The following is a 17115-nucleotide window of genomic DNA, read 5'->3' as shown; positions in this document are numbered from 1 at the left end:
GAGTGGTGATTGAAGCTGGGGGGGGGGGGGGGGGGGGGGGGGGGGCCCCCCCCAAGGCCCCCCCTACCCCCCAAGACATCCTCGACCGCCTGTCCCGCCAGGAAATCACTCCGGACCAGGCCCGCACCCTGCTCAAGGCCCTGCTTTGACCACTCCAACCGCAAAGGGAATCGACGCAATGCAGCAGCCGACAATCGCCATCATCGGCGCCGGGGCCAGTGGCCTGGGCGTGGCCAAGGCCCTGCGCGAGGCCGGGGTCAACTTCGAGATCATCGAGGCCACCGCGCGCTTCGGCGGCAACTGGCAGCCCGATGGCCCGGCGTCGAAGATGTACGCGTCGGTGCACCTCATCAGTTCGCGGCGCAACACCCAGTTCGCCGACTTCCCCATGCCCGCCGACTACCCTGACTACCCGCGGCACAACCAGGTGTTCGCCTACCTCACGCAACTGGCCGAGCACTACCAGCTCGCCGCGCACACCCGCTTCAACACCCGGGTTACGCACATGGCCAAGGACCGTCAGGGCTGGCAACTGACCTTCGCCGACGGCAGCCAGTCGCGCTATGCCGTGGTGGTGGTGTGCAACGGCCTGCTCGGCGTGCCGAAGATCCCCGCTTACCCCGGCACCTTCAGCGGCCCGAGCCTGCACGCCCGCGACTACCGCTCCGCGGAACAATTGCGCGGCAAGCGGGTGCTGGTGGTGGGCGGCGGCAACTCCGGCTGCGACATCGCCGTCGACGCCGCGCAGACCGCCAGCCGCGCCCTGCATTCGACCCGCCGCGGCTACCACTACATGCCCAAGTTCATCGACGGCCAGCCGACCCAGGAATGGCTGATGGACCAGGCGCCGAAGTTCAGCGACGAGGACGCCTACTGGGCGCATGTCGAGCGCAGCTTCAAGTTCGCCGGCTTCGATGGCCGCGACTACGGCCTGCCGGCGCCGGACCACGGTATCCGCGAATGCCACCCGATCCTCAACTCGCAGGTCCTCTACTACATCGGCCACGGCGACCTGCACGCCAAGCCGGACATCAGCCGCTTCGACGGCCAGCAGGTGCACTTCAGCGATGGCAGCGTGGAAACCATCGACCTGATCGTCTGGGCCACCGGCTACGGCATCGACCTGCCGTTCCTGCCGCAGGAAGTGTTCGACTGGAAGCGCGAGTTCGACGGGTTGTTCATGCGCATGTTGCCGGCCGAGCACGACGACCTGATGTTCGTCGGCTACCTCAATACGCCGTCGGGCATCGGCAACCTGGCCAACATGACCGGCCGCTTCATCGCCGCCTGCATCCAGGCCCGCGCCGCCGACAGCCCGGCGTGGCGGCAACTGCAGCAGATCAAGCTCGCGCCGGAACGGCTCGACCTAGGCCAGCAACGCTTCATGCAGACCCAGCGGCATGCCCATGAAGTCGACCTGTGGAAATTCATTCGCACCCTGAACTTCCTCACCGCCCGCCTGCAAACGGCGCAACCCCTGGCCCACAGCGCCTGAATCCGAAGCTTCGCGAGGCTCGACCATGAACCAGCCGACCCACCTGCCCCCGACCAACGAACTGAGCGCCCTTGAAGCGCTGCGCCTGCTCGACAGCCTCGACGCACCGCCGACGCTGGAAGCCCGCTTGCTGGAGGATCTGCGCGAGCTGCTGCTGGGCGTACTGAAGATCGCCCCCGAAGACTTCTCGCCGACCCGGCCACTGATGGACTACGGCCTGGACTCCATCGCCTCGACCGAAATCGGCACGCTGTTCACCCAACGATTCGGCATCACCGTCCCGCCGACGGTGTTCTTCGAGTTCCAGGATCTCCAGAGTTTCTGCGGGTATCTGCTGGCAGGTCACCGGCCACACCTGGAAAACCACTACAGATCACTGCCCCCTGTAGGAGCGAGCTTGCTCGCGAAGGACCGCAACGCGGTCCCAACTCCCGCCACAACAGACCCCAAACCTCAAAAACAAACGGTGATGCCGACTCCATTTGTCACCTCGGAAATCACGCCGTCCGGTTTTGGGGCCGCTTCGCAGCCCATCGCGAGCAAGCTCGCTCCTACAGAGGAAGAGTGGGTCGCCGCGTCTGGCGGTGCCGCCTTGTCAATCGAAGCACTCTGGCAAGAATCCCCCGACCTGGAACCCGCCCAATCCCTCCTCGATCACCACCTCCTCACCTGCCGCCAGGCCACCCGCATCCAGTTCCAGCGCCCCACCGCGCCACGTCTGGAATGCGCCACTTACGGCCAGGGCACACCCGTCCTGCTGCTGGGCGGTTTGGTCATGCCGTACGACGTGATGTGGCGCCTGCAACTGCAGGCCCTCGGTGAACAACATCGGCTGATCATGTTCCACCTGCCCGGCTGCGACGCAGCCGAGCTGCCGGACGCCTTCGATATCGCGCACCTGGTCACCGACCTCACCGACCTGCTCGACCAGCTCGGCATCAGCGCCCCGCTGCCGGTGATCGGCTACTCCTTCGGCGGCGTCCTCGCCCAGGCGTTCGCCCTGGCCCATCCCGAGCGCTGCGCCGGGCTGTGCATCACCGTCAGTTCGCCGTTCAGCGAAGGCGCGTCGAACTTCCCGGTACTGATGCGCGAGCTGCAAAAGAGCCCGCGCTTCATGACCCTCAATCGCGGCTGGAACATGCCGGCGCTGCCGGCCTATCAACAGGTGATAGGCGATTTCGACCTGCGCCCGCGCCTGCCGGCACTGCGCTGTCCGTGCCGGATCATCTGCGGTAGCGACGACGCCTACCAGCCGCCCGCCTACTCGGCGCTGATCGCCGAGGCCATGCCCCACGCCGAACTGATCGAAGTGGCCGGCGCCGGCCACCTGCTGGGCTTCACTCACCACGAACACTACAACCGCTTGCTGCTGGAGTTCCTCGCCGGCCTGCCCGCCCCGGGCAACCCGGCGCCGCGCCCAAGGCCCGGGGTGTTCCAGGCGGCCAGCGCGCAGACCCTGGAAACCCTCGGCGACTACGTGCGCCAGGGCGAGCAGAGCCATTGCGCGATTCTCTCGGCGCCGGCGGCGCAGACCGCGCTGCTGCTCAATCACCTGGGCCAGCGCGGCAAGCGCGAACCCGGTGACTACCGCAGCTACTTTCTGACCTCGCTGGAAGAAGCCCTCGACGCCGCCCTGCGCGTGGCCCGCCACCACGCGCGCAATCGCACGCCGGACGGCGAGGCCGGGTTGTTGCTGGTGGATGCCAGCGGCTACTGGGCGCGCTACTTCAATCCGCTGCAAAGCGCCGACGCGCAGGCGCTGGTCCCCGGCGTGCGGGTGGTCGCCAGCCTCGCCGAAGCGCGCACGCTGCTCGCCCGCCTCGGCCCGCAACAACTGGCGGCAGTGGCCTGTATCGAGGCCGCCGATGCCAGCCCGGACGCCTGCGATGCGCTGATCGCGCAACTTGCCGGCAGCGGCATACTCAGCCTGTTTGTCGAACACTGCCGCGGGGCGGGCGACTGGTCGCTGGCGGCCCTGCGCGAAGCCCCGGACCTGCTGGTCTTCGGCGAGGGCCTCAACGGTTTCCAGGCCCCGCTCGGCGCCTGTCTGGTGCATGAGCGGGTGAAGAATCCGTGGCTGATGACGCCCAACGAAAGCTATGTGCGCCATGTGATGAGCAACTTCGGCCTGCCGCTGCGGCTGGCGGTCGAGCACCTGACGCAGCAATTCGCCGGCGAGCTGCACGGCCCGCTGCTGCGCCAGTTGCGCCGTATCGAGTCGAGCAGCGAAGCCACCTTTCAAACGCACCTGCGCTACGGCAACAGCGGTTACGCCCGCATCGCCCGCATGCACGGCTTCGACGCGCGATTCTACGAAGCCCACGGCGTGCGTTCACGGTTGCGGGTGGATGGCGAGCCGTCGCGGGACATCATCGATTGCTTCGTCAATGTCGGCACCTGCCCGCGCGGCCTCAACCCGGCGGATGTGGTCGAACAGGTGGCCGGCAAGCACGACCCGCGCCACGACTACTGGGGCGAGCTGACCCAATTGCTCGCCGAACAGACCGGCCTGCCCCTGGCGCTGCCGGCGTCGAGCACGGTCACGGCGGTGGAAGCGGCCCTGACCCTCGGCCTGCTCGGCGCACCGGGCGAGCGCCGCAAGCTGCTGTGCTTCAGCGGCGGGCTGGGGTTTTCCATGCTCAGTGCGGCGGCGTCGCGCAACGAAACCTTCGATATCTTCCGCCAGCCGTTCGAGCCGCTGCACGCCAATACCCTGTTTATCGACCCACAGGCGGCGGACGCAGAAAGCCAATTGCAGGCGCACCTGCTCAGCGGCGAGGTCGCGCTGGTCTGGTTCGAAACCCTGCAGGTCGACGCCAACGCTTCGCGGCCGATTCCGCCGGCATTGATCGCCTTGGTCGAACGCCACCGCGAGGCCGGTGGCTACCGGGTGGGCGTCGATGAAACCCAGACCAACCTCGCCACCGGCGACTTCCTGCACAGCCAGACGCAGGTGTCGCGGCCGGATATCGTCGCCCTCGGCAGCGCCCTGTGCGACAGCCTGCTGCCCATGGGCGTGGTGCTTTACGGCGAGGCGCTGGGGCAGCGCGCGGCGCAACGCCAGCCCGAACGCCTGCTGGATTTGCAGACCCGCGGGGTCAATCAGTTGTGCGCCCACCTGGCGCTCAATTGCCTGCGCGCCATCGCCCGCGATGACAGCCTCGCCCACGCCCGCGACCAGGGCGAGTACTTCAAGCAGGGCCTGTTGGCGTTGCAACGGGAGTTCCCGCTGATCAGCGGCGTGCGCGGCGAAGGCCTGCTGCTCACCGTCGAACTGGACCTGCGCGACACCCCGGCCTTTGTCGAGCGCAGCTTCGGCTACCTGCTCTGGGGCAGCCTGCTGCGCGACCCGCAAGGTGGCGTCGCCGCCGCCGTGTGCCCGATCTACAACAACTGCCTGCGTTACCTGCCTCCGCTGACGATCGACCGCGAAGCCATCGACCTGATGCTCGCCAACCTGCGCCGGGCCCTGGTCCGCGGCATCGATGGCGTGCTCCAGGACTGCGCCGCGCACAACCGGCGCCTGGGCGACTCGCGCACCGCCGACTTTCTCGCCGGGCTGATTCCGGCAAAAAAAAAAGGAGCCACGCTGTGACTGAGCACACCCGCGTCAACCCGTCGCGCCCCGCCGAACCCGGCGTGGCTTCCCTCCGTCCGTTGCAGGGCCGCGGGCCGATGGTCTGCATCATCGGCGCCGGGGTCGGCGGCCTGTCCATGGCCCGCGCGCTCAAGCGCAAGGGCATCGCCTTCGACTGCTTCGACCGCCGCGACCGTATCGGCGGCATCTGGGCCTTCGACCACAGCGGGCAGCACACCTCGGTGTGGCACAGCATGAACATGAACACGCCCAAGGGCCTGTACCAGTTCAGCGATTTCCCGATGCCCCGGCATTACCCGGACTTTCCCTCGCACCGCCAGGTGCACGCCTACCTGGACAGCTTCGTCGAGCACTTCGAGCTGCGCGATTCGATCCACCTCGACTGCCCGGTGCAACGCACCGAACGCCTGCCGGACGGTGTCTGGCGGGTGACCCTCGGCTCCGGCGAGGTCCGTCACTACGACGCCCTGGTGGTCGCCAACGGGCACCACAACACGCCCAATTTCCCCGACTACGCCGCCGACACCCGCATCGACGCCATCCACTCGCAGCAGTACCGCTACCGCCACGGCTACCAGGACAAGCAGGTGATGGTGGTCGGCGTCGGCAACAGCGGCGCGCAGATCGCCGTGGACGTCAGCCATGACGCGCGCATGACCTACCTGTCGCTGCGCCGCGGCGTCTACGTGCTGCCGCACTACCTGTTCGGCATCCGCATCGACAAGGTCATGGGTTGCCTGAATGACTGGTGGGTGAAGAAAATCCTGCCCTACCCGCTCAGCGGCCTGATGTTCACCGGGCTGTACAAGGCGCTGATCGCCAAGCGCAAGCAACTGGGCATGCCCAAGCCCGACCACCTGATGATGTCGAGCCTGCCGACCCTCTCGGAAAACTTCGCCAACCGCGTCGGCGACGGCAAGCTCAAGGTGGTGCCGCAGGTGCAGCGCATCGACGGCAACACCGTGCATTTCGTCGATGGCAGCCAGCTCGACGTGGACGCGGTGATCTACGCCACCGGCTACCACACCGACTTCCCGTTCCTGCCGGCCGAGCTGCTCAAGGTCGAGGAAAACCGCATCCCGCTGTTCCAGCGGATCTTCCTGCCGGAGGTGCCGAACCTGGCCTTTATCGGCCTGTTCCAGGCGGTGACCTGGGGCTTCCTCGACATGATGGAGCGCCAGGCCGAACTGACCGCCGACTACTTCGCCGGCCAGTACCTGCGCCCCGAGCCGGACAGCGAGCGCCAGCACATCGCCGCCGAGCGCAAGGTGATCGAGCGCGAATTCCTCGCCACGCCGCGCAACAACTACGAAATGCACGGCCCGACCTACCTGCACTACCTGGCCAAAGAACTGCGCCAGGGCCGCGACCGCGCCACGGCCACCGGCAACGTCAGCCCGCTGCTGGTCCAGGCCTACGCGTACGACGCGCTGAGCGCGCTGGCCCAGCCGCAGGCGAGTGCCGTGGAGAGCGATCCATGCCAGGGATAAGCGCACCGGCCCTGGCCGTGGTCGGTATGTCCGGGCGTTTTCCCGGCGCGCCGGACCTGCGCGCCTTCTGGCACCTGCTGCGCGACGGCGGCGATGCCGTGCGCCAGGTGCCGGACGCGCGCTGGAACTGGCGCGACTACGACAGCGAACTGAATGCCGGCGAGGACACCAGCTATTGCCAGCGCGGCGGTTTCATCGAGCATGTCGACCGCTTCGACGGGCGCTTCTTCGGCATCCTGCCCCGCGAAGCGCAGAGCATGGACCCGCAACAGCGGCTGTTCCTGCAATGCGCCTGGGCCGCGCTGGAAGACGCCGGCTACGCGCCGGCGCACCTGGCGCAGCGCCGGGTCGGGGTGTTCGTCGGGGTCGGCCACGCCGACTACCCGACGCTGATGCGCCGCGACGGCGTGCCCAGCGATGCCTGGCGCGGCACCGGCATCGCCCTCACCGCCATCGCCAACCGGGTGTCGTATTGCCTGGACCTGCACGGCCCCAGCGAAAGCATCGACACCGCCTGCTCCAGCTCGCTGGTGGCGCTGCACCGGGCCAGCCAGGCACTGCGGGGCGGCGAGTGCGACGTGGCGATCGTCGGCGGGGTCAATTTGCTCCTCGGCCCCGAGCTGTTCATCGCCTTCGCCAAGGCCGGCATGCTCAGCCATGCCGGGCATTGCCAGACCTTCTCCGCCGACGCCGACGGCTACGTGCGCGGCGAAGGCGTCGCGGCGCTGGTGCTGACCTCGCTCGACGCGGCCCGGGCCAACGGCGACTACGTCTACGGCGAGGTGATCGGCAGCGCGCAAAACCACGGCGGGCGGGCCCACAGTTTTACCGCGCCCAACCCCAAGGCGCAGCGCGAAGTGATCCAGCAGGCCTGGGCGCGGGCCGCTTATTCGCCACGCCAGGCGCGGCTGATCGAAACCCACGGCACCGGCACGCCGCTGGGCGATCCGATCGAGATCAACGCGCTGAAAAAGGCCGTGCCCGCGGGCGACGGCGCGCCGATCGTGCTGGGCGCGCTGAAAAGCCAGATCGGTCACCTGGAGGCCGCCGCCGGGATCGCTTCGGTGATCAAAAGCCTGCTGTGCCTGCACCACCGGCAACAGGTCGGCAACCTGCATCACCGCCAACTCAACCCGCAGATCAACCTCGACGACAGCCCCTTCCAGCTCGCCAGCGGCGCCGCCGCGTTGGCGCAAAACCCGGGCGAGCCGCTGCTGGCGGGAGTCAGCGCGTTCGGCTTTGGCGGGGTCAACGCCCATGTGGTGTTGCGCGCCGCCGCCGCGCCCGAGCTGGCGAACGCTGACCACCAGCCATGCCTGATCCTGCTGTCGGCCAAGGACGACGCCGGCCTGCGCGCCCGCGCCCGCCAGTTGCTCGACGCCTTCGCCGAGACTGGCGCGGCGGGCAACGCGGCACTGCGCCAGGCCCTGCTCGAGCGCCTGCGCGACCTGCTCGGGCTGATGCCGACAAGCGACACCGCGCCGACCCGGCTGGCGACCCTGAATGTCGACGCTGGCTACTTCGTCGGCTGCCTGGAGCAAGTGCTCGACGCCCTGCAACTGGACGTGCCGATCGACGCCTGGCGCGGCGCGGTGAGTCTTGAAGAGGTGGCGCAGCGGCTGGCCGCCGAAGCCCAGCCCCAAGCGCCCGCCGAACCGCGCCTCGACAGCTTCGCCGCCCTGCCCGCCGCGCACCTGGCCGACGCCAGCCTCGCCAGTATCGCCCGCACCCTGCAGGAGGGCCGCGACGCCATGCCCAAACGCCTCGCGTTCGTCGCCGACAGCCGCGAACAACTGTTCCAGCGCCTGCGCGACTTCCTTGAAGGTCATCACGACGGGCTATCGTGCAGCGGCAGCACAGAGACGGTCGCCGCCCCGACAGGCGCCGGGCAACTGGCGCAGTGGGCCGCGCATTGGGCTAGCAGCAAAGTGCCCAGCCCGGACTGGGCCAGCGTTTACGGCGAACGGCCGCGCCCCGCCAAGATCCCGCTGCCGGCTTATCCCTGGCGCCTGGAGCGGGTCTGGTACACCCCGGCGTTCACTGCGGCGTCGCGGGCCACGCCGAACGCGGCACAGGCCTGGCTCGCGACGTGGGAAAACGCGGCCGCCCTGCCCGGCTCGGTCATGGCGCTGGCCGGACTGATCGGCCAGGCGCTACGGCAGAATCCTGTTGAAGCGCTGGCCTGGCGCGACCTGCGCTTCGGCCCGCCGCAAGAGTTGGACAGCACCGAGACGCTGCGCTTTACCCTGGCCGAGCCGTACTGGCAGGTCAGCCAGGGCGAGCAGGTGTTGCTGCAAGTGCAACGCAGCGAGCCGGCGCCGATGCCCGCCGCGCTGCAACCCCAGGCCGGCACCACCACCCTGGCGGCCAAAGCGTTGTATGCCAGCCTCGCCGAACAGGGCCTGGGCTACAGCGCCATTGGCCGCGCCCTGCAAGACCTGCGCAGCACGCCGAACAGCCTGCATGCCAGCCTCGCCTTCGGCTGCCAGGGCGTGGATGACTTGCCGTTCTGGGCGGCGCTGCTGGCCAGCCTGTGCGCCGCGCCGGCAGTGCTCGGCCAGGCGCCGACACCGTGCCTGCCGTTCAGCATTCGCCAGTTAGCCCTCGATCCCGAGGCGCTACCCGGCGCCCGGTACTTGGGCATCGTCCGCCACGCTGACGAATTCGCCGTCAGCCTGAGCAACGCCGATGGCCGCTGCGCCCTGCGCCTGGAGGGCCTGGCGATGCGCGCCATTGCGCGGGCTCTAAGCCGGGTGAGCGCATGAACGCCTGGCTATTCCAGGGCCAGGGCAGCCAGCGCAAGGGCATGGGCGCGGCGCTGTTCCCGCGCTTTCCGGCGCTGGTGGCCGAGGCCGACCGGGTGCTCGGTTATTCCATCGAGCGCCTGTGCCTGGAAGACCCCGACCAGCACCTGAACCAGACCCGCTACACCCAGCCGGCCATCTACGTGGTGTCCTGGCTGGGCTGGCTGGCGGCGCGGGAAGACGGCGCCACGGCGCAGTTCGCCGCCGGCCACAGCGTCGGCGAATATGCCGCGCTGACCGCCGCCGGGGTGCTGGATTTCGTCCTCGGCCTGCGCATCGTCGTCGAGCGCGCGCGGCTGATGGCCGAGGTCGAGGACGGTGGGCTGGTGGCGGTGCTCGGCCACGATGAGCAGCAGGTCCGCCACCTGCTGGCGGAGCTGCCGGACAGCGGCCTGGCCATCGCCAACATCAACAGCCCGCGGCAGATCATCGTAGGCGGCGCGCACACCGCCCTCGACCACCTGCTGACGCTGTGCGCCGGCCGGGGCATCCGCGCCCTGGCGCTGAAGGTCAGCGGGCCGTTCCACACGCCGCACATGGCGGTGGCGGAGCGCGGGTTCCGCGAGTTCCTGCGCAGCGTCAGCCACCAGTTTCGCGAGCCGACGTTCCCGGTGATCGCCAATATTGACGCCCGCCCGCACCGCCGCGACGGCCTGGTGGATGCCCTTTCGCGCCACCTCAGCCACCCGGTGCAATGGCAACAGGTGGTGCAACACCTGCTGGGCGCCGGCGTCGAGGAATTCATCGAAATCGGCCAGCCGCCGATCCTCGCCGGCATGCTCAAGGACATCCGCGAGCACGCGCCGATCCCGCCGCCACCGCCGCGAGCGGTACGCGAACGCCCGCTGCTGGTGGCGGCGCTGCCCCCGGACCTCGGCGGCGAAGCGCTGCTGCTCGAACTCGCCCGCCACGGCGCCATGGGCCTGCTGGACGCCGATGATCTGGATGATGCGCGCCTGCGTGAAACCCTGGAGCGCTACAACGCCAACCCGCGTTTGCGCGGCCGCTTTGGCGTCCGCCTCGGCGGTACGGCGCGGCTGGCCGAGGTCGCCGGGCTGGGCATCGGTTGTATCGAAATCGCCGCCCACCAGTTGACCGCGCAATTGCGCGAACGCTGGCCGGCGGTGCACTGGCTGGTGCGCCTGGAGCACGAACGCGACCTCGACGCCGGCCTCGCCCACGCCGACGCCTTGCTGATCGCCGCCGACCACCACCTGCCGCTGTTGCTGGAAGCCCTGGCCCGGCGCGAACGCCAGATTCGTCGCCCCTTGATCGGCGCTGCGGGCCTGATCGGCAGCGCCAGCAGCGCCCGGGCGATGTTCGAACTGGGGGTGGATTTCATCGCCCCCGGCGCGGTGTTCCTGCTCGCCGCCGAGGCCGCCGTGTCGGCGTCATGCCAGCAGCAATTGGCGCGGATGGATCGCCAGGCACACCAGTGGCTGAGCGACTGGCGCTACCCCGAGCTGCACAGCCGCAGCCAGGGCTACGTGCTCGACCGCGCCTCCCAGGCACAACGCGAGATCGCCCAGGCCTTCTACCTGAGCGACGACGGCGACCGTGGCGAGGGCCGGCGCGCCCTGCACGCGCGCATGCAAAACACAGCGCGCGAGGCGCACTTGCGCGGCGATGCCTCGCTCTGGCTGTTCAACCACTGGCGCCGGCAGCAAGCCCCGGACCTCGCGGTTCCCTTACCCGCGGCACAGTTGCTCGACTTGCTGTGCCCCGTTGCCAACGACGCACCTTCAAGGACACGCCCATGAGCCTGATCGAACGCCTGCAAACCCATATCAGTGACTTCATCTGCAAGGAAGCGGACCTGCCGGAAGACGAGATCGACCTGCACACGCCGCTGGGCGCCCTGGGCGTCGGTTCACTGGTCGGCACCCGCCTGATCGGCAGCCTTGAAGAACACTTCGGCGTGCGCCTGTGGCCGACCCTGGTCTTCGAACACCCGAGCATCAGCGAACTGGCGGCGGCCATCGCCGAGATCGTCAGCCAGGCCAACCGCGAGGAACCCGCGCATGTTTGACAAGACCTGCCTGAGCCCCCAGGAACTGGCCTCGGCCACCGGCAGCCTGGCGATCCACGACAGCCTCGCGCTGCGCGCGCGCCTGCACCCGGACAAAGTGCTGTTCACCCTGCTCGACGACAACGGCGAGGAACAGCAGCGCCTGACCTACCGACAACTGCTCGGTCGCGCCAGCGCCATCGCCCGCCAGTTGGGCGAGCACAGCCAGCCGGGCGAACGCATCGCGCTGTTCTTTCCGCAGGGGCTGGAATTCATCGCCAGCTTCCTCGCCTGCCTGATGGCCGGGCGCATCGCCGTGCCGGTCAACCTGCCGACGCGGCGCCGGGTCGAGCGCTGCCTGAAGATCCTCGACGACAGCGGCAGCCGCCTGCTGCTGGTGGCCGACAGCGAACGCGCGGCGCTGCACCAGGCGTTCGCCGGCAGCGCCGCGGCGGACCTGGCAATGCTCAGCCCGACCGGCGCCTGCGACGCCGACGTGCAGTGGTCGCGCCCGGATGACCGCGACCCGCAGCGCATCGCCTTCCTGCAGTACACCTCCGGCTCCACCTCGGCGCCCAAGGGGGTGATGGTCAGCCACGCCAATATCAGCGCCAACCTGCGCATGATGCGCGACGCCTGGGCGCTGGATCACACCAGCGACTTCGTCACCTGGCAGCCGCACCACCACGACATGGGGCTGATCCTCGGCCAGTTGCTGCCCATCGTGCTGGGCAACCACACGGTGATCATGGCGCCCTCGACCTTCGTCCGGCAGCCGCTGATCTGGCTGCAGGCGATCGCCCGCTACAAGGCGCGGCTGGCCGGCGGCCCGAACTTCGCCTACAACCTCGCCGTGGAACGCTACGACGCCCAGCGCCTGGAGGGCCTCGACCTGTCGAACTGGAGCCACGCCCTCAACGGCGCCGACGTGGTCCGCCCGGCCAGCCTGCAACGTTTCGCCGAGTGCTACAGTGCCCACGGCTTTTCCGCCAATGCCTTCCTGCCCTGCTACGGACTCGCCGAGGCCACCCTGTTCGTCAGCGGCGGCCCCCACGGCCAGCCAGTGCGCTCGGTGCTGGCCGACCCGCTGACCCTGGCCCTGGAACAGCGCCTCAGCGCACCGGCCGACCCGGTCGCGGCCCAGGTTCTGGTGGGCTGTGGCGAGCCGTCGTGGGAAGTGCGGGTGGCAGTGGTCGACCCCGCCACGCGGCAGCGCCGCGAGGCGGGGCGCATCGGTGAAATCTGGCTGCGCGGCCCGGCCATCGCCAGCGGCTACTGGCAGAACCCCGAGGCCACCGAGGCGGGTTTCCGCGCCCGGCTCGACGACGGCAGCGAACACACCTGGCTGCGCACCGGCGACCTCGGTTTCGTCGAGGAACAGGACCGCCAGGTGTACATCTGCGGCCGGCTCAAGGACCTGATCATCTGCGAAGGGCGCAACCTGCACCCGGAAGACATCGAGCACACCGTGATCGAAGCCCTGAAGGACGTGCGCCCGCAAAGCTGCGCGGTGTTCAGCCACGACAACGCACAGCAGCGCCAGACCATCGTCGCCGCCATCGAACTCAACCGCGAGATCAAGCGCTGGCTGCAAGACAACCCGCGCCAGCTCAAGGCCGCGGTGCGCAGCGCGGTGGTGGACAACCACGGCATCACCCTCAACCGCATCGTCTTCGTCCAGCCCACCAGCATCCACAAGACCACCAGCGGCAAGATCCAGCGCGGCAAGATGCGCCAGCTCTACCTCGCGGCGGAACTGGACCTGCTCAATGAAGCCGGCTGAACCGGCGCTGGTGCAGTGGCTGAGCGACGCCGCGGCGCCGCTCAGCCTGGTCTGCTTTCACTGCGCCGGTGGCAGCGCGCAGAGCTTCTTCCCGTGGAAGAAACCGGCGGCCGGGCTGTGCGAGTTGTACGCGGTGGAACTGCCAGGCCGCGCCCGCCGCCTGCGCGAACCCTTCGCCCGCTCGGTGGACGCGTTGGCCGAGCAGTTCGCCGAACAATGCCGCGCGCTGCCAGACAAACCCCTGGTGCTGTTCGGCCACAGCCTCGGCGCCCTGCTCGCCTACGAAACCGCGCGCCGCTTGCTGGCCGAAGGCGAGCGACGGCCGGTGGCGTTGCTGGTGTCATCACGGCAAAGCCCGGACTGGCTGCCGGCGTGCGCCGGCTTGCCGGAACTCAATGACCAGGCCCTGCGCGACTACCTCAGCGACCTCTCCGGCACCCCGCGCGAAGTGCTGGAAAACCGGGCGATGATGGACATCGCCGTGCCGATCCTGCAGGCGGACCTGACGTTGCTCCTCGACTACCGGCACCAGCATCCGCGTCCGCTGGACATTCCCGTGCGGGTGTTTGGCGCCATCGATGATCCGCAGGTGGGGTATGAATCCCTGGTGGCGTGGGAGCGGGTCAGCAGTGGGGACTTCAGCCTGCGCATGATCGAGGGGGGGCATTTTGCGGTGATGGAGGAGATGGGGTGGGTGTTGCGGGCGTTGGGGCAGAAGTCTGAAGGCCGGTAATTACAAGGTATTAGTCAATATAGACACTGCCGGTTTACTTGAGGGCCAAGACACCGGGATCTATATATTTGAAAGGGGTTCCTTAAGTTTGCGTTAGGCATTCCTGAACTTTCATGAGTTGTTTCACTCATCGAACAGGACACTATCGTGAACAGATCAAAACTGCGAATTCGCTTCGCGGGCATCGTGTTGTTGCTCGGGTTCTCACTGGCGTGCGCGGAATCCGGAGCCGCTTCCGAAACCGTTGCTACCGTCTCTACCCCGCGTGAACGCGGCCACTTTCTGGACGTTCCGGCGCTGCTCGAAAACCGTGCCGAGGCCAAGACCTCGCCACTGCTCGCGGGCGTCAAAGCACCGAAACTGGAACCTCGGACATCGCTGCCGGGCTATCACCTCAGCAGCGCCAATCTCGTTCGCGATGGAGACGAGCCAGACGGTTTCCTCGTGATCGTGAACCGCGACGACGGCAGCTTCCTTGCCTTGGTCAACACTTCGAACCGCAGCGGCATCGTGCTCGGCCACGCGGACGGCACACAGACCTTTGATGAGCAGAAGAAACAGGACTATCTGAAAGACGACACGCTGCTCGACCCGCAGGAGCAAGTCAGGGCCGATGCCCAGAAAGAACCGCTGGATAACCGCAACGGCGAGACCCAGATAACCGTGCTGATGGGTTATTCACGCGCCGCCGCCGATTACGTGGGTGACACGACCGCCCATACACTGGCGCAGTTAGAAACCGTGAATTTAGGCCTGAGGAACTCCGGCGTGACGGGCGTCAGGCTGGTCGTGGGAGAGATCGCCTTGACCCCGACCAACCATCCAGTGACCGGCGAAACCCTCTCATCGCTGGCTTCAATTTTTCCCAATTACTCACGGTCCAGTCTGGTGGCTGGCTTTTTCATGCCCACCGAGCAAGACACCGCCGTTGGATGGGGATCAAAACCCGGTCGGTACACCGTCAATGACGTTACCGACGTGAAGGTTTTTCGCCATGAAGTCGGCCATAACGCCTCGGGTAGCCATTGCAATGAAGGTCAGGACGGCTATGCGTTTGGCCACTCGGATGGCACCTACCGCACCATCCTCTGCGGCAACGACCTGCCGTATTACTCGACGCCGAACCGCTCCATAAACGGTGCCCCCCTGGGTAACGCCAAAACCGCCGACATGGCCCGGGTGTGGCTACAGCAGGCTTCCATGATGGCCTCTTACAATGGGCAGTCTCGAGCGTTCCAGATTCAAAGCCTGGACAATACGTCTATGTGCGTGGACTCCCACGGGCTATCCGGGGAGACAAAGGTAGGGCTCTGGGGATGCGACAAGAACAACCCCAATCAGCAATGGGTGCAAGTACAGGCGGGAAACAAGGTCTTGATCCGGCTGAAGGCCAATCAGACGCTTTGCCTGGCCAAAGGCAATGACGGTCTGATCAGGGATGTGGTGCTTAGAATGTGTCACGAAGGCTATGCCTGGGAGGAAATTGCAGCCCAGTTCAGAACCCTGGGCAATCAGGAATATCTTTACTTGAACAGAACAACCACCAATACGCTCAAAGCCGACGCGGATGGCAGCGGTATGCCTGGATCCCGGTGGCGGATACTGAACCTGACAACGCCTTGACCAGCGCCATGCGATAACGCCTCAGCACACGTGGCGACCCTGCCGGGTCCGGGTGGCTGAGGCGAGCGCCGTAAAAGTCCGCCGTGCGTCGTGAGGTCGCGCTGCCAGCGCGCGCATGGCGGTTCAGTCGTGCTTGCCGCTCTGGTTGCCCGGCCCGCCAAGCGGCGCCTTGGCCGGGCCGGCTGGATCGACCTGGGGATCGTCGAGGTCCGGGGAATCCGGGTCGAAGCCCGGGTCGTCGTTGCCGCTGGAATGTTCCGAAGAATGCGGGCCTTGGTCGTCGCTCGGTTTGTCGTGCATGGCGTGACTCCTGTGTGTGGGTACAGGGTTAGGTCGCCTCGCGGACGCAGACGTTCAGTCGATTTTGCCAGGCGGTCAGGTGGCGGACTCAACGCCGGGAGGCCGGGTATTGGCCCGCAAGTGATTGGCCTGGAAATGTTTAACGCAGCCGGTCGGCGCGGCGCTGATCGGCTTGAGCCACAGCGCCGTCACCCGCGTCGTACCTGTACACAGAAGGTCCTGTGTGACGACATGAGGTGCAAGATCATGGCCGATAACCACGGCAAGCAAGGCCACAGCAACCCGGGGAATTTCGCCAATGACCGCGAGCGCGCCGCCGAGGCCGGGCGCACCGGCGGCCAGCGCAGTCATGGCGGTGGGCGCAAAAGTCAGTGAGTGATTGAGGGCCCGCGCGGGCCCTACATCCACCCCGCCAACACCACCGGCAGCCACACGAACGACAGCACCGTCGAGCACATCACCACATTCGCCACTTGCTCCGGCGCGCGGTTGGCGCGCACCGCCAGCAGGTAGTTGAACACCGCCACCGGCATCGCCGACTGCATGACCAGCACGGCGTGGGCCAGGTGATCGAGGTCGAGCAGCGCGCCGATGCCCCAGCCGACCCCGGCACCGATGACGATGCGCAGGGCGCCGATCAGCATGCCGCTGCCGATGTGCTGCGGACGGATGCTGGCCAGCGACACGCCGAGGGTCAGCAGCATCAGCGGGATGGTCATGCCGCCCAGCAGGTCGACGGTGTTGCCCAGCCAGCGCGGCAGTTCAAGATCGAAGAAGATCACCGGCAATGCCAGCGCCAGGCTGATAACGATCGGATTTTTCAGCAATGCGCGGAACGAGGCGACGCCACCGGACAGGGCGATACCGAGGGTGAAGTGAAAGCTCGACAGGGTCAGGAAAAACGCCACCGCCAGGGCCAAGCCCTGCTCGCCGAAGGCGTACAGCGCCACCGGCAAGCCCATGTTGCCGGTGTTGGGAAACATGAACGCGGGCATCAGCACCCGCCAGTGCTGGCGAAAGGCACGGCTGACCGCATAGCCCACCGCCGCCATGGCGACCATGCACAGCACACAGGCGAGGGCCATGCTGGTGAAGGCGGCGGGGTCGAGCCGGGTCCGGTGCAAGGTGGACAACACCAGCGACGGCGTGCCGACGGTCATCACCAGGCTGGCGATGAAATCCGTGGGATAGGCATGGCCCTTGCGCGCCCAGATGAAGCCGATACCGGCCACGATAAAGACCGGCGCCAGAACGGCGAACAGCGAAGCCAGCATGCGGCGT

Annotated in this window: 11 protein-coding genes and 1 pseudogene; 10 read left to right on the top strand and 2 right to left on the bottom strand. The window is 67.6% G+C overall.

The window, feature by feature from the left end:
- Positions 1-178 precede the first annotated feature (178 nt).
- The 9 genes from NTD82_RS20960 to NTD82_RS20920 all read left to right on the top strand — a co-directional run bounded on the left by NTD82_RS20960 (position 179) and on the right by NTD82_RS20920 (position 15534).
- Positions 179-1495, top strand: a complete 1317-nt coding sequence (locus tag NTD82_RS20960) for a flavin-containing monooxygenase (RefSeq protein WP_262130066.1) — start codon at positions 179-181, stop codon at positions 1493-1495.
- Between the two features lie 25 nt (positions 1496-1520).
- Positions 1521-5090 carry an alpha/beta fold hydrolase gene (locus NTD82_RS20955; RefSeq protein WP_262130065.1) on the top strand — a complete coding sequence of 1190 codons (3570 nt, stop codon included), beginning with the start codon at positions 1521-1523 and terminating at the stop codon, positions 5088-5090.
- Complete coding sequence (locus NTD82_RS20950) at positions 5087-6583, top strand: flavin-containing monooxygenase (RefSeq protein ID WP_095158793.1); 1497 nt, start codon at positions 5087-5089, stop codon at positions 6581-6583. The genes NTD82_RS20955 and NTD82_RS20950 overlap by 4 nt, the downstream gene beginning before the upstream one ends.
- Complete coding sequence (locus tag NTD82_RS20945; RefSeq protein ID WP_262130064.1) at positions 6571-9348, top strand: beta-ketoacyl synthase N-terminal-like domain-containing protein; 2778 nt, start codon at positions 6571-6573, stop codon at positions 9346-9348. The genes NTD82_RS20950 and NTD82_RS20945 overlap by 13 nt, the downstream gene beginning before the upstream one ends.
- Positions 9345-11147, top strand: a complete 1803-nt coding sequence (locus NTD82_RS20940; protein WP_262130063.1) for an acyltransferase domain-containing protein — start codon at positions 9345-9347, stop codon at positions 11145-11147. The genes NTD82_RS20945 and NTD82_RS20940 overlap by 4 nt, the downstream gene beginning before the upstream one ends.
- The gene (locus NTD82_RS20935; protein WP_262130062.1) at positions 11144-11416 is read left to right on the top strand and encodes an acyl carrier protein; all 273 of its coding nucleotides are present in this window, start codon (positions 11144-11146) and stop codon (positions 11414-11416) included. The genes NTD82_RS20940 and NTD82_RS20935 overlap by 4 nt, the downstream gene beginning before the upstream one ends.
- Complete coding sequence (locus NTD82_RS20930) at positions 11409-13178, top strand: fatty acyl-AMP ligase (RefSeq protein WP_262130061.1); 1770 nt, start codon at positions 11409-11411, stop codon at positions 13176-13178. The genes NTD82_RS20935 and NTD82_RS20930 overlap by 8 nt, the downstream gene beginning before the upstream one ends.
- Positions 13165-13911, top strand: coding sequence for a thioesterase II family protein (locus NTD82_RS20925; RefSeq protein ID WP_262130060.1), 747 nt, complete (start codon positions 13165-13167; stop codon positions 13909-13911). Before NTD82_RS20930 ends, NTD82_RS20925 begins: the two co-directional genes overlap by 14 nt.
- A 147-nt stretch (positions 13912-14058) precedes the next feature.
- Complete coding sequence (locus NTD82_RS20920) at positions 14059-15534, top strand: ricin-type beta-trefoil lectin domain protein (protein WP_262130058.1); 1476 nt, start codon at positions 14059-14061, stop codon at positions 15532-15534.
- A gap of 123 nt (positions 15535-15657) precedes the next feature.
- On the opposite strand, the gene NTD82_RS20915 is transcribed toward NTD82_RS20920, so the two are convergent.
- Positions 15658-15834 (bottom strand): DUF6021 family protein, encoded by a 177-nt coding sequence (locus NTD82_RS20915; RefSeq protein ID WP_177454477.1) that lies wholly within the window; start codon positions 15832-15834, stop codon positions 15658-15660.
- 279 nt (positions 15835-16113) lie between these two features.
- Between NTD82_RS20915 and NTD82_RS20910 the strand changes: the two are divergent.
- Positions 16114-16209: pseudogene (locus NTD82_RS20910) on the top strand (general stress protein); the annotation flags it as partial.
- 23 nt (positions 16210-16232) lie between these two features.
- On the opposite strand, the gene NTD82_RS20905 reads toward NTD82_RS20910, so the two are convergent.
- Positions 16233-17108: an AEC family transporter gene (locus tag NTD82_RS20905; RefSeq protein ID WP_262130056.1), complete on the bottom strand. Its 876-nt coding sequence runs from the start codon at positions 17106-17108 to the stop codon at positions 16233-16235.
- Between the last annotated feature and the right edge of the window lie 7 nt (positions 17109-17115).

The organism is Pseudomonas sp. 5P_5.1_Bac1 (assembly GCF_025466015.1).
Classification (GTDB): Bacteria; Pseudomonadota; Gammaproteobacteria; order Pseudomonadales; family Pseudomonadaceae; genus Aquipseudomonas.
Note: the sequence above shows the minus strand (reverse complement) of the source record. Positions and strands in the feature narration are given on the sequence as shown.

Excerpts from the sequence above, each read along its gene's own strand:
- NTD82_RS20960 (WP_262130066.1), top strand. The coding sequence starts at position 179 with ATGCAGCAGCCGACAATCGCCATCATCGGCGCCGGGGCCAGTGGCCTG.
- NTD82_RS20955 (WP_262130065.1), top strand. The coding sequence starts at position 1,521 with ATGAACCAGCCGACCCACCTGCCCCCGACCAACGAACTGAGCGCCCTT.
- NTD82_RS20945 (WP_262130064.1), top strand. The coding sequence starts at position 6,571 with ATGCCAGGGATAAGCGCACCGGCCCTGGCCGTGGTCGGTATGTCCGGG.
- NTD82_RS20940 (WP_262130063.1), top strand. The coding sequence starts at position 9,345 with ATGAACGCCTGGCTATTCCAGGGCCAGGGCAGCCAGCGCAAGGGCATG.
- NTD82_RS20935 (WP_262130062.1), top strand. The coding sequence starts at position 11,144 with ATGAGCCTGATCGAACGCCTGCAAACCCATATCAGTGACTTCATCTGC.
- NTD82_RS20930 (WP_262130061.1), top strand. The coding sequence starts at position 11,409 with ATGTTTGACAAGACCTGCCTGAGCCCCCAGGAACTGGCCTCGGCCACC.
- NTD82_RS20925 (WP_262130060.1), top strand. The coding sequence starts at position 13,165 with ATGAAGCCGGCTGAACCGGCGCTGGTGCAGTGGCTGAGCGACGCCGCG.
- NTD82_RS20915 (WP_177454477.1), bottom strand. The coding sequence starts at position 15,834 with ATGCACGACAAACCGAGCGACGACCAAGGCCCGCATTCTTCGGAACAT.
- NTD82_RS20905 (WP_262130056.1), bottom strand. The coding sequence starts at position 17,108 with ATGCTGGCTTCGCTGTTCGCCGTTCTGGCGCCGGTCTTTATCGTGGCC.